At 67.5% G+C, this 13224-nt stretch carries 9 protein-coding genes; all 9 read left to right on the top strand.

What is annotated here, in order from left to right; all coding sequences use genetic code 11:
- Positions 1 to 41: 41 nt before the first annotated feature.
- Positions 42 to 4046 (top strand): Eco57I restriction-modification methylase domain-containing protein, encoded by a 4005-nt coding sequence (locus tag AA23TX_RS22610; protein ID WP_230862678.1) that lies wholly within the window; start codon positions 42 to 44, stop codon positions 4044 to 4046.
- A 7-nt stretch (positions 4047 to 4053) separates the two neighbouring features.
- A complete protein-coding gene (locus AA23TX_RS22605; protein ID WP_155544856.1) occupies positions 4054 to 5949 on the top strand; it encodes a DUF262 domain-containing protein in 1896 nt (631 codons plus the stop codon).
- A 531-nt stretch (positions 5950 to 6480) separates the two neighbouring features.
- Positions 6481 to 7227, top strand: coding sequence for an HAD family hydrolase (locus tag AA23TX_RS22600; RefSeq protein ID WP_155544855.1), 747 nt, complete (start codon positions 6481 to 6483; stop codon positions 7225 to 7227).
- A 26-nt stretch (positions 7228 to 7253) separates the two neighbouring features.
- Entirely contained in the window at positions 7254 to 8129 is an 876-nt protein-coding gene (locus AA23TX_RS22595) for a hypothetical protein (protein ID WP_155544854.1), read from the top strand.
- Positions 8126 to 9313 carry a phosphoenolpyruvate carboxykinase (ATP) gene (locus AA23TX_RS22590; protein ID WP_155544853.1) on the top strand — a complete coding sequence of 396 codons (1188 nt, stop codon included), beginning with the start codon at positions 8126 to 8128 and terminating at the stop codon, positions 9311 to 9313. The genes AA23TX_RS22595 and AA23TX_RS22590 overlap by 4 nt, the downstream gene beginning before the upstream one ends.
- On the top strand, positions 9310 to 10152 hold the full coding sequence (locus tag AA23TX_RS22585) for a nucleotidyltransferase family protein (RefSeq protein WP_155544852.1): 843 nt from the start codon (positions 9310 to 9312) through the stop codon (positions 10150 to 10152). Before AA23TX_RS22590 ends, AA23TX_RS22585 begins: the two co-directional genes overlap by 4 nt.
- Complete coding sequence (locus tag AA23TX_RS22580) at positions 10149 to 10727, top strand: P-loop nucleotide/nucleoside kinase family protein (RefSeq protein ID WP_155544851.1); 579 nt, start codon at positions 10149 to 10151, stop codon at positions 10725 to 10727. The genes AA23TX_RS22585 and AA23TX_RS22580 overlap by 4 nt, the downstream gene beginning before the upstream one ends.
- Positions 10724 to 11548, top strand: a complete 825-nt coding sequence (locus AA23TX_RS22575; protein WP_155544850.1) for an inositol monophosphatase family protein — start codon at positions 10724 to 10726, stop codon at positions 11546 to 11548. Before AA23TX_RS22580 ends, AA23TX_RS22575 begins: the two co-directional genes overlap by 4 nt.
- The gene (locus AA23TX_RS22570) at positions 11542 to 13197 is read left to right on the top strand and encodes a phosphotransferase (protein ID WP_155544849.1); all 1656 of its coding nucleotides are present in this window, start codon (positions 11542 to 11544) and stop codon (positions 13195 to 13197) included. The genes AA23TX_RS22575 and AA23TX_RS22570 overlap by 7 nt, the downstream gene beginning before the upstream one ends.
- Positions 13198 to 13224: the final 27 nt, after the last annotated feature.

Below are 13224 nucleotides of genomic sequence, written 5' to 3'. Positions count from 1 at the left end.
TGCCAGGCCAAACCGCAGAGGACTACCAGCTCACCCCAGGCATGACCGTCAGCGCCGCGGTCGCCCGAGCCTGGGACGCCGCGCTGGGCGCCCACCACGCCTGGAAAGCCGCCCTAGCGCGGCGGCCGGCCGGGGACGCGGCCACCGCGTTGACCCGGGACCGGTGGCTCCTGCCGCTGCTCTACGAACTCGGCTACGGCCGCCCCGAAACGCTCACCGGCGGGATCGACCTGCCCCCGGGCCTCGGCGAAACCCAACCGACGCACTTCCCCCTCTCCCATCGCATCACCTGGTCCGCTGGAGCCGGCGAGCCCACCACTGTCGTGCCCTTGCATCTGGTGGGCGGCGGCATCAGCATCGACAACAGCACCCCCGGCGTCACCGCCCGCGCACCCCAATCGATGGTGCAGGACTACCTCAACCGCAGCCGCAGCAATCTCTGGGGAATCGTCTCGAACGGCCACACCCTCCGGCTGCTCCGGGACGCCTCCACCCTGACCAAACAGTCCTATGTGGAGTTCGACCTCGACGACATCTTCGACAACCAACGCTACGCCGACTTCCGGCTCTTCCTCCTCACCGTCCACGCCAGCCGCGTCGCACCCATCGCAGACGACAAGGAATCGGACTCACCCACACTCGCCCCGGAGAGCTGCTGGCTGGAGCAATGGCGCACAGCGGCCATCGCCGACGGCACCCGCGCCCTGACCAAACTGCGCGAAGGCGTCGCCACCGCACTGACCCACCTGGGAACCGGATTCGTCGCCCACCCGTGGAACAGCCACCTACGGTCCATGCTCGCCACATCACCCGACGCGGCCAAGGATCTGCACCGCGCGCTATTGCGCATCGCCTACCGGTTCATCGTGCTCTTCGTCGCCGAAGACCGAGACCTGCTGCACAACGCCAGCACCGACACCGACGCCCAGAACCTCTACAACGAGTACTTCTCCACCACTCGCCTACGCCACCTGGCGACCACCCGCACCGGAACCCGGCACACCGACCTGTGGGCCGCCCACCAGATCGTCACCGACGCCCTCGCCGGCGACGGCCTCGACGAACTCGCCCTCCCCGGACTCGGCGCCACCCTCTTCACCAGGGAAAACCTCGGCATCCTCGCCAACGCCGTCCTTCCCAACCGCGACCTGCTGGCCGCCATCCGCGCCCTCGCCGAGATCACCGACATCAAAACGGGCGCCGCTCGCCCAGTCGACTACCGCAACCTCGACAGCGAAGAACTCGGCGGTATCTACGAAGGACTCCTCGCCTACACCCCGCGCTACGACGCAGCCGCCCGAACCTTCAGCCTGGAAATCGCCGCCGGCAACGACCGCAAGAAATCTGGCTCCTACTACACGCCATCCGGCCTCATCGCGCTCGTCCTCGACGAGGCCCTGGACCCGCTCATCACCGAAGCCCTCGACACTGCCGACCCCGAAGCCGCGTTGCTGGCCATCACCGTCGTCGACCCCGCCGTGGGCAGCGGACACTTCGTCGTCGCTGCAGCCCGACGCATCGCCACCGCCCTGGCCACTGTTCGCACCGGCGACACCGAACCCAGCCCTCGCGTACTCCGTGCTGCCACCGCAGACGTCATCGAACGGTGCCTCTACGGGGTCGACCTCAACGACCTGGCCATCGAGATCACCAAGGTCGCACTCTGGCTGGAAGCCTTCGACGGCTCCCGGCCATTTCCCTTCCTCGACGCCCACTTCAAGGTCGGCAACTCCTTACTCGGGACCACTCCCGCGCTGATCCGCAAGGGCGTCCCCGACGCTGCGTTCGCTGTCCTCACCGGCGACGACCCCGCCTGGACTGCCAAGCTCAAGGCCCGCAACAAGGCCGAACGGGCCCGCGAATCCGGCCAAGTGACGGCGTTCGACGTCGAGACTGCCGCGCTGACCAAGCAGGCACGCCAACTTGAGGAGATGCCAGCCACAACCCTCGCGACGATTCGTGCCCGAGCTGACAGCTGGCGTCGTCTGGAAGACGATCCTGACCTCGCTACCAAGAAGTTCGCCGCAGACGCCTGGTGCACCGCGTTCCTCCAGCTCAAATCACGTTCAACCGGCCAAAGCATCACCCACGACACCGTTCGCCAGATCATCGAGGACCCCACCAGTGTTCCCGCATCCCTTCGCAAGACTGTTGGCGACCTCGCTCGGCAGTACCGCGTCTTCCACTGGCATCTCGAGTTCCCCGGCATCTTCACCGCCCCCGAAACTGGTTCCAAGAGCGTAGAACCCGTAACCGGTTGGCAGGGCGGCTTCTCGTGCGTCATCGGCAACCCGACCTGGGACCGAGTGAAGATCCAAGACAAAGAGTTCTTCTCCGCGATCGGGCGCAAGGACATCGCCGACGCCAAAACCGCCGCCATCCGCACCAGCATGATCAAGGTCCTGGCCATCCAAGATCCGCCCCTGTACGACGCCTATCTGTCAGCACTTCGCATGTCGGACGGCGTCAGCCACCTCCTTCTTCACAGCGGCCGCTATCCCCTCACTGGCCAAGGAGATGTCAATAGTTACAGCGTCTTCGCAGAAACCATGCGCACCATAACCGCACCGACCGGAATCGCCGGCATGCTCACCCCCACTGGTCTCGCCACAGACAAAACCACTGCGCCGTTCTTCGCGGACACACTCGACGAGAAGCGTCTTCTTACGTTCTACGACTTCGAAAACGAAGACAGAGTCTTCTCCGGAACCGATCACCGGATGCGGTTCGCGATCACAGCAATCTCCGGGATAAACAGGGCCGTGGCGCAAACCCGCTTCGCTTTCCTCACCCGTCACCTGGCCGATGTACCGGACAGACGTTTTGAACTCGCCCCGGACGAGGTTCTGGCGCTGAACCCCAACACCGGAACGCTCCCCATGTTCCGGACGCGCACCGACGCCGACATCACCCTAGGCATCTACCGCCGCCACCCAGTGCTCATCCGAGACGGCAATGCCGATGGAAACCCATGGGGCTTGTCGTTCTGCCGCTTGTTCGATATGGCAAACGATTCAGGGCTGTTCCACCAACCCACGGACCTGACTGCGGCAACATTCAACGGCTGGTCGTATGAGAGACAAGAGTACGAGTATCTGCCACTGTACGAGGCGAAGATGCTCGGCCACTTCGACCACCGCTTCTCCACATACCGCGATGCGACCCAGGCTCAGCTGAACGTCGGCTCCCTCCCGAGGCTGACTGCGGAGCAACATGACGACCCACAGACAGAAGCCTTAGCCCGATACTGGGTTGCCCAGCCGAAGGTCGCAGCAGCCCTGGACGCCAAATGGGATCGAAAGTGGCTACTGGGCTGGCGCGACATTGCCCGCGCCAGCGACATGCGCACGTTCGTACCATCCGTGCTGCCTAGCAGCGCTGTCGCCCACGTGTTTCCACTCGCCTTCCCCAAAGACCCCAAACACGGGATGCTCCTGCATGCGATCTGGTCGTCGATAGCCGTCGATTATATCGTCAGGCAAAAGATCAGTGGTACGCACATGATCTACTCAGTAGTCAAACAGCTTGCCTGCCCTACCCCCACTGTCTTTGCCCAACCGACCTCCTGGCAAGCCGAACGCACTCTTGCCGAGTGGGTCACCCCGTACGTTCTGGAGCTGTCCTACACCTCATGGCGACTTCAGCCGTACGCCAACGAAATTGACGACGACAGCCCACCGTTCCACTGGGACCCCGACCGTCGGGCACTGCTGCGCGCCGACCTTGACGCCGCCATGCTCCACGTCTACGGCCTGACCCGCGCCGAGTCTGAGCACATCCTGGACTCGTTCCCCGTCGTACGCAAATACGAGCAGCGCGATTTCAGCGAGTACCGCACGCGCCGTCTCGTCCTCGAGGCTTTCGACCGGATGACCGACGCGACCGCACGCGGCGGGCACGGCTGGATCCCGCTCGCGACGCCACCAGCCGGTGAAGGCCCCAGACATCCTGCGACTCCGCATCCAACGGTGCCGCAACCCAGAAGCAGCGCCACACCCACCGTGCGCGCGGCCAAACGTCACCCTGCACCCGAAGAAACGAGGTAGGAAGAGCATGAGTTTTCAGAGCCCGCAGTTGCCCTTGACGGACCTACTGCAGCAGGTCCGCAGCGGCAAGCTGCAGCTCCCGGATTTCCAGCGGGAGTACAAGTGGGACGATGACCGCATCCGCTCGTTGCTCGCCACCCTCACGTTGGGGCATCCGATGGGGGTGCTCATGATGCTGGAAACGGGCAGCACGCACACCAGGTTCAAGCCCAAGACACTGGCAGGCGTGTCCTTGAAGAACGACGTCCACCCGAGCCATCTTCTCCTCGACGGCCAGCAGCGCATGACGTCGCTGTTCCAAGCGCTCACCGGAGGACGACCCGTCGAGACCACCGATGCCCGCAAGAAGAAGCTCCAGCGATGGTATTACCTGGACATCGGCAACGCCCTGGGCGATCCGGTCGATCGCGACGAGGCCATCGTGTCCGTGCCCGCGGATCGCAAGGTGCGGTCGGACTTCGGCCGTGCCGTCGATCTCGATCTGTTCACCTCCCCCTCGGAGCAGGCCGCCGGCATGTTCCCGATGTCACTGGCCTTCGACCAAGCCGCGGCGATGAAGTGGTTGATGGAGTACGCAGCCCCCGGCGGACTGGCCGATAACGCGCGGATTGCCACTGTACAACGCTTCCAGGCGGAGATCCTGACGCCGATGATCGGCTACCGCATCCCCGCAATCATGCTCGGCAAGGACACCACGAAGGAAGCCGTCTGCACCGTCTTCGAGAAAGTTAACACCGGCGGCCTCGCCCTCGACGTCTTCGAACTCCTGACGGCCATGTTCGCCGGTGACGCGGCCTACTTCGCCGAACACGGCACCGACTTCCGGCTCAACGACAACTGGCGACAGCTCAAGGAACGGCTCGACCATCACCTGGTGCTCAGAGGGCTGCAGAGCAGCGACCTGCTGCAAGCGGTCACTCTGCTGGCCACCCACGGACGCCGAAAGCGCACCGAGGCCGCCACGAACACCGGAGACCTACCGGCGACCAGCGCACGCCGAGCCGACATTCTGAAACTGTCGCTGCAGGACTACCTCAAGTGGGCACCGCAGGTCGCCGATGGACTGGAGTGGGCAGCGGGCTTCCTCGCCCAGGAGAACGTGTTCACCGACGCCGACCTGTCGTACCGGACGCAGCTGGTCCCGCTGGCTGTACTGCGGGTCTTGCTGGGCGACCGGATCGATGTCCACACGACGAGCCGGCGCGTCCGCCGGTGGTACTGGTGCGGAGTGTTGGGCGAGTTGTACGGCGGCGCCGTCGAGACACGCTTCACCCGCGACGTCGAACAGGTGCCGGCCTGGGCCCTCGGCGAATCTGCCGCCGTGCCGGAGACGGTAGCTCGCGCCGGCTTCCGCGAAAGTCGGCTACTGTCGCTGAAGACCAGGAACAGTTCTGCCTATAAGGGTCTCTACGCGCTGATGATGCGCGGAGGCGCGACCGACTGGAAGTACCGGAAGATCATCGGACACGCCACCTTTGTGCCGCTCAAGATCGACGTACACCACATCTTCCCGAAAGCCTGGTGCGCGAAGAACGACGTCGACGATGCGCGTCGCGAAAGTATCGTCAACAAGACACCCATCTCCTACGAGACCAACCGCTCGATCGGCGGACGATCTCCTCGCGACTACCTCGCCAAGCTCGAGAAGGACACCGGTCTAACGGCGGAGGCCCTGGACACGATCGTGGCCACTCACCACATCGATCCCGCGACCCTCCGCGCCGCCGACTTCGACAAGTTCTTCGAAGCCCGCACCGCGGCCTTGGTCAAAGTGGCATCCGAGGCGATGGGCAAACCGGTCGTGCTGGACCTCAGCGACCAGGCTGTCGCACAGTACGGCGACGACGAGCGCCCCGAAGAGTTCGAACCCGAACCGGACGACCAGGAAGCCGACGACCTCTGATCTGTTTGCAACCGGCCTGAGAACCCCGTTCGCCGGGCACGGCGTTGCCACGGTCCAGGGGTGCGCCGGATGTCCGAGGCCTACATGCCCAGTTCTCTCACTAATTTCACTGGGGCACAGCTGGGGCAAACCCCCTGTCACAACTGCACTCAACAACACACAGTTGCAAACAACGGCGCCCAAGCGCATCATTTCACTAGGCGATTCTCTATCGCCGCAGGTCAGGACCATGATCGACCCTCACTGGCAGTGAGGGGGTCAGGGGTTCGAGTCCCCTTAGCTCCACCTTAGAGGTCTTACTAGAACAAGTGCCTGGCTGAAGGCCACGAAGTAGGACCGCGACGCCTGAAGGCGAGCAGGGGCCACCCGCATTGCGGGTGGCCTTCTTGTTTGTGGGCAGCAGGCTGGTCGCTGTGGCCTGGTCGCCGGATCGCTGCTGCTGGGCAGCGACGATCTCGCCGCCACCACCATCTGGTTGCACAACCAGCGGGGCGACGTGGCGTTCGACGGAAAACGCGTCGAGGAGCGAACGTGACACCGGCCGCGGCAGGCCCGCTGGAGAGCTGGGTGGTCAGCGTCGACCTGTGGGGAACGTTGATCACCTACGGCGACCGTGACGCCGAAGCCGCCTGGCGGATCCGCGAGTTCGCGACCGTGCTCACCGCGTTCGGCCACGACCTACCCGACGGCCAGGTCCGCGAGGCGATCCTCACCGTGCGGGCGGAAACCCAGCAACGCCAACGCGCGACTGGCGAACAACCTCCAGTGCGCGGCCAAGTCGAGCAGATGCTCACCGTCATGGATCTGCCCCTGGACAAGCGGCTGGTCGACACCCTGCTCGTGCCGCACACCCACGCGGTCCTGCGAGCCTGCCCCGACCTCATCCCCGGCGCGCACAGCGCGCTCTGGGCGTTGAGGCAGGCCGGAGCCCGGCTCGTGCTGACCTCGAACACACTCGCCACCCCGGCGTCTGTGTCCCGGCTCATCCTCGACGATCACGACCTGGCCGCGGTTTTCGACGAGACCGTCTTCTCCTCCGACGTCGGGCTGGCGAAGCCTCGCCGGGAGATGTTCGTGGCGGTCGCCGCCGCCGCAGGTGCGGACCTGGACCGGGTCGTGCACGTCGGGAACAGCCTGACCACCGACATCCACGGCGCGCTGAACGCCGGATGCCGCGCGGTGCTGTTTAACCCGCGTGGCAAACCCTGCCCGGCCGGCGTGCGGGCCATCACCAGCCTCGACCAGATGCCCGACGCCGTCCTGGCCACCTGCTCCTGAACCCACCGATCCGAGGAACCCGTTTGATGATCACGCCGCTGGACATCCCCACGGCCCGTGTCTCTCCATGCCCGCTGCCGCCGGGCGGCCTGGATCTGCTCGTCGCGGCATCAGCGCGCGAAGGCCGTGCTCGGCATCTCCGCGATCTGCTGACGGGAGCCGACGCCGACGGATCGGTCTACCTGGCCCACTCGGACGAGGTGCGCGCAATGCTCAATCGCGGCATCGATCCGCAGCTCTACCTCGCTTACCGCGACATCGCCGCGCCCCGGCCCAAGACCGGCCAGCCGATCGACGGCGCGGAAGGCACGCACACCTGGTTCGCTGACCTCGTCGTCTACACCGCGGCAAATCTCGGTGGCAGCCCGGAACTCGGCCGGTCGCTCGGCCACTGGAACACCCCGGCACAGGTCGAAATCTTCCAGTGTCTCTCCGGGCGGGTTCTCATGTTGCACACCAACATCGACCGCGACGGCAACTCCACAATGGACTATCACGTGTGCCGGGCTGGTGATCACGTCGTCATCCCGTTCGGTGCCTGGCACCTGACCGTCGTGCTCGACGCCCCAGCGGCGGTGTTCAACGTCTATACCGACGTCGCTGACCTGCTGACCGGACACACCAGTCGGGAGGCGGTCGACAGTGACCTGAAGTACCGAGTGGCGCCCGCGCCTGAGCTGACCATCGCACGCACGGACTCGAAGATCGCCGTGATCGGCTCCTGCCGCGAGCTCACCGAGCGACCTTTGCGGCGCGGTGAGTCCCCGAGCTGGGCCGAGCCCCTGCTGATGCCCTCCGGGCTGGCGGCGCTCTACCGCCATGCCCCGGCCGCCGAACTGGCCCGGTTGCAGGAGCACGCCGCACATTTCGGCCGCCGCCCTATCCCCGCCGCGGCGTCATGACGAGCTCGCGCAAGCATCAACCCGCGCCCACCGACGCCTCCTGTCCGATCCGGCCGCTGATCGGCTACGGCGCGCCTGCCGGCGCGACGCGCCGCTTCGTCCAGGGCACGGCCAGCGTCACCCTGCGCGCCGACCGCGGCGAGTTGATCAGGGGCGCGGAGACCACGCTCTACTCCTACGCACGCACTCGGACCGCGGCCAGCCGGTGGACCATCACCCTGCACACCGGCGTGCGCGTCGACCAAGCAGGAGTGAACGCCCGGTTCGCCGACGCCGATGACCACGACATCGGGCCGAACCTCCAGGCCCAGTCGATCGGGGTGCCCGGCGGCCGGGCGTTCTGGATCCGCGACCACGCCACCCTCGTGCACCTCGACGAACTGCTCGGCACAATCACCGTGCACGCCGGCGGCCTGGACGCCGCGAGGTTCTTCGCCGCCCGACTCGTGCGGCAGGCCATGACCGCCCAGCTTCTGGAGCACGACGCGGTCTACGCGCACGCCGCCGCGCTCGTGCGCGCCGATCACGGCCTGCTGATCGCCGGGCCGAAGGGCGCAGGCAAGACCACCACCCTGCTGAGCGCCCTGCGGCTGGTGGGCGGGGACTTCGTCACCAACGACCGGCTTCTGCTCCGCCGTGACCCCGACGGCGGCACGGTCGGCTACGCCTGGCCGATGCACCTGCGGGCCACCGCCAGCACGCTGCGCGCCGTACCGGGGATGAACAGGTTCCTGCCCGCCGAACAGCAGCAGAACAGCCCTGCCGGCCAGTCCGCGCCCAGCGGCAAGATCGCAATCGAGCCGGGCGAGCTGCGGGCCGCGCTGCCCGCCGCGCAGATCCTCGGCGAGGTCCGGCCCACGCTGATGCTCTGGCCCTACCGCAGCGCCAGCGACCTCCCGCCCGAGCCAGTGCCTGCGGCCGAGGTACGCGACGTCCTGGTACGCACGCAGTTCTTCATGCATGATCCGGTCACCCGCGTCACCTCGCACCGCAACCACTGGCTGCTGCCGCCCGACCAAGATCGGACCGCGCTCGCGCTCACCGCCGTCGCGGACCAGCTCGCCCGGACCGTGCCGTGTGTTCGGATCCCGGTCACCGACTCGCCCAACACGTTGGCAGCCCGCGTGGCTGCCCTGCTCGACCACGCAGCAACCCAGGCGGCCGGGCCGGGTGGTCGGGGATGACCGACCGACGGGCAGGCCGCCTCGCCGAGGACGCCGTGCGGGCCTTGTGCTGGGGCACCGGTGCCGACAGTCACGAGATGATCGCTCATGCCGTGCTCACCGAGCTGGGCGCGGTACTGGAGCAGTCGGTACGGTCGAAGACGCTCTGCCTGCTGGCCGCGTACCTACACGACCACTCCGTCCCCGAGCTGGATCGCGCGGTGACGCGGTTCCTCGACAGCACGTTGCGCGCCAACCGGTACAAGACCTACGCCTGTCGCGTGGCCGCGCTCGCCGACACGGCGGCGTTGGGCACCGCTGGAGTATCCGCTGTCGTACTCGGGGGGCTCAGCGTGGAACACGCCCTCTACGCCAGCACCGGCGCTCGCCAGTTCAGCGACATCGACCTGCTCATCGCGCCCGGCGACGCCGACCGCGCGCAGGTCGTCCTCCGCGCCCAGGGCTACGAGCCCAGCCGGGACAACCGGACCTGGACGCGGCAGACCGGCGACCCGATCGTCCCGCTCATAGTCGTCGACCTGGCCACGACCCTGCCGCGCGGCTGCACCGACGACGTCCCCGGCCTGCTGGCCCGCCGCACCGGGATCAACGTGCCCCCGCACGACCATCCGCTGCCCATTCTCGCGCCGTCCGACGCGGTCAACCACACACTGGCCCGGCTCGCGGCACGACCGCGCTGGCCGCTCGCCGCCGACGCGATCCGCCAAGTCCGTGCGACCGCGCCGCCCGCACCGCATCACGCCGACGTCCTCGCCGGCTGGTCGGTGCTGCGCTCCCATTGGCCTCTGCTGCCCGCCGACCCGGCCCGCTTCCCAGTCGACGAGGAGCCGCACCGATGATCATCGCCTTGGCCGGGCTGCCCGGCGTCGGCAAGACCACGCTGGCAGAGCACCTCACCAGCCACATTCCCGGCGCGCTGCTGCTGCGCAAAGACGCCGTCCGGCACGCGCTGTTCGGCACCGAGCACACCACCTACACCCGCGACCAGGACGACCACTGCGTCCAGGTCCTGTTCGCGACCGCGGTCTGGCAGTGGCTGCGTGCTCCCGCCACGAGCGTCGTGCTCGACGGGCGGACCTGGCTGGCTCCCGGCCAGGTCGAGGACCTGCGGTCCTTCGCCGGGGCGCACCGGCAACCCCTGCTGCTGCTCGAATGCGTCTGCCCAGTGGACGTCGCTCACGCCCGGCTGACCGCCGATCACCAGCATGGCCTTCACCCAGCGGCCAACCGCACCCCGCAGCTACACCAGAAACTCGCCGCCACCGCTGTGCCGATCACCGGCCCGAAACTGCTGCTGGACACCAGAAAGCCCGTCGCGACCAACGTCGACATCGTCCTGCGCCACCTGGACACCCTCGCTCCGTCCGAAGCCGTGATTCATCCGCCGGCCCCGACCACCGTGGAGACCTCGTGAGCACCGAACTGCCAGGATTGCTGCTGATCGCGCAGGCGACCGTCGAGCACGGCGCGGCGTTCTTGCGCACCCACCGTCCCCGCACCTGCACTGGCAAAGGTGACCGGGATATGGCCACCGACGTCGACCTCGCCATCGAACGGATCGTGCGCGACGAGCTGACCCGCGCCACTCCAGGAATCGGTGTCCAAGGCGAAGAAGAAGGCGGCCCGACCAGCGGCACCCGCTGGGTCATCGACCCGGTCGACGGCACCGCCAACCTCACCCACGACATCCCGCTGACCGGCATCTCCCTTGCCCTGGTCGTCGACGAGGACCCCCCGCTCGGGGTCATCGCCCTGCCCCAGCTCGGCCGCACGTACTGTGCGGCGGACGGTCTCGGCGCCTGCCGGGACGGCCACCCGATCCGCATCGCCGGCCCGGCCCGCCTGGATGAGGCGATCGTCGCGGTCGGCGACTACGGCACCGGACCCGACGCCGCCGCCCGCAACGCGGCGATGCTGGCGATCCACGCCGACCTCGCGCCCCGAGCGCAACGCATCCGGATGCTCGGAACCGCCGCGGCCGACCTCGCGCTGCTGGCCGACTCCGCCCTGGGCGCGTCGATCACCCTCGGCAACCGCACCTGGGACATGGCCGCCGGAGCCGTCATCGCCCGCGAAGCCGGCGCCAACGTGACCGATCTCGACGGCACTGACCACACCACTGCCTCCCGCTGCACCATCGCCGCCGCACCCACCCTGATCGAGGACATCCTCGGCATCGTCCAGCGTGCGAGCGCGATCAACGGTTTCACCGGCGAGGAGGTCGTGGCGTGCTGATCACGTTCGAGGGGCTGCCCGGCGCGGGCAAGAGCACCCAGAGCCGGATGCTCGCGAGGTGTCTGAAAGCCAGCGGTCAGCCCGTCACTGTTCTGTCCGACCTGGCCACCCTGGACACCGATCCCGTGGCGGCCAGCCTCGTCGAACTGCTGCGCACCAGCGGTGACCCCTTCCTGCGCAGCGGCGACGCCATCACCGACACCATGATCACTGCTGCCATCCGGGCTGACCTCGTCGCCACCGTCCTCGATCCAGCGCTGGCCGAGGACCCTGCCACCGTCGTGATCGAAGACCGCGGCATACACACGATGGCCTCCTACGCGATCGCCGCCCTACTCCGCCAGCACCGCGCACCCGCCGACGTCGCGCTCGACTGGCTGAACGCCCTCACAGCGCTGGCCGGGCCACGCCCCACCCGAGCACTGTGGCTGCGAGTACCCCCAGAGGTCGCCGCTCGTCGCGCCGACCAACGCGGAGGAGACCGCCGCCACGCATTCACCGGCGAACAACGCGCCCACCTCACCTGGGTCGACCACGGCTACGCACTGCTTGCCGCACGAGACCCCCAGCTAACCGTCCTCGATGTCACCGATCTCGACCCGGTCGACACCCACCAAGCTATTCACGCCACTCTGCGTCAGATCAGCCAGACGGGCGACATCGACCTGAGCCCGTGTGCGGGGCACCACGAAACCGCCGAGCCTGTCTCCTACGCTGAATCCCGCCCATCCGCGCCGAGCCGAAACCGAGAGTCCGAGACGATGACCACGTTGGCCAGCCACCGCGAGAACACCGCTCCCATCGACCTGCTCAGCGCCCTGCGCACCGCGCGTGCAGCCGGAGCCGACGCACTGGCCGCCACACTCGACGAACACGGGTTGCACGCACTCGACGGTGGTCGCAACAACGACGTCTTCGCCTGGACCACGGCCCCCACGCCGATCTGCATCAAGCTCTACAAGAAGACGGACCGGCAGCGCGTCGAGCGCGAGTGGCACGGCCTCACCCACGCCGCCGGCCTGGGCAGCGCACCGGAACCGCTGTGGCTCGACGAGCACCCCGAACAGCCAGCACTCGGCATGACACTGCTGCCCGGCTCCCCAATCCTCGACGTTCTCGACCCGGCGTCGGCCATCAAGTCGCTGGCCAACACCACCCGCGTCCTGCAGAGCATTCCGCTGAAAGAACCGCTAGCCAGCCTGGAACGCGTCGACTCCATCGGCCACTACATCGCCCGGCTCACCGATGTCTGGCCCGGCCAGCTCGCCGACGCCGCCGACGACCCCCAGACCCCGGACATGCTCGCTCTCCTGCACCGCTGGGAGAACAGCGGCGACCCCGAACTGCTCGCACAGCCCGCCACCCCCGTCTACTCCCGCGGCGACGCGAACCTGCTCAACTGGCTCCACGACGGCGAGACCACCTACGTCGCGGACTTCGAGTTCAGCGGCTTCTCCGACATCGCCGTCGACGCCGCCGACCACATCGAGCACATCAGCGCCCGCGTCATTCCCGACGACGTCTGGACCAGCGCCGAAGCCGAACTCGGCATTACGCCGGGCAACCGCGCCCGATTCGACGCCGCGCGGCGCACCATCGCCCTGCGGTGGCTCGCCGTGTTGTGGAAGCAGCGCACCAAGCGGGTCTAAGAGTTCACCGCTCTACACGAGCGGGTC

This window comes from Amycolatopsis camponoti, from assembly GCF_902497555.1.
GTDB lineage: Bacteria > Actinomycetota > Actinomycetes > Mycobacteriales > Pseudonocardiaceae > Amycolatopsis > Amycolatopsis camponoti.
This window is presented reverse-complemented; position numbering and strand designations above follow the sequence as displayed.

Bases quoted from the DNA above. Each gene is read 5' to 3' on its own strand.
- AA23TX_RS22610 (WP_230862678.1), top strand. From the start codon at position 42: ATGACCGTCAGCGCCGCGGTCGCCCGAGCCTGGGACGCCGCGCTGGGC.
- AA23TX_RS22605 (WP_155544856.1), top strand. From the start codon at position 4,054: ATGAGTTTTCAGAGCCCGCAGTTGCCCTTGACGGACCTACTGCAGCAG.
- AA23TX_RS22595 (WP_155544854.1), top strand. From the start codon at position 7,254: ATGATCACGCCGCTGGACATCCCCACGGCCCGTGTCTCTCCATGCCCG.
- AA23TX_RS22590 (WP_155544853.1), top strand. From the start codon at position 8,126: ATGACGAGCTCGCGCAAGCATCAACCCGCGCCCACCGACGCCTCCTGT.
- AA23TX_RS22585 (WP_155544852.1), top strand. From the start codon at position 9,310: ATGACCGACCGACGGGCAGGCCGCCTCGCCGAGGACGCCGTGCGGGCC.
- AA23TX_RS22580 (WP_155544851.1), top strand. From the start codon at position 10,149: ATGATCATCGCCTTGGCCGGGCTGCCCGGCGTCGGCAAGACCACGCTG.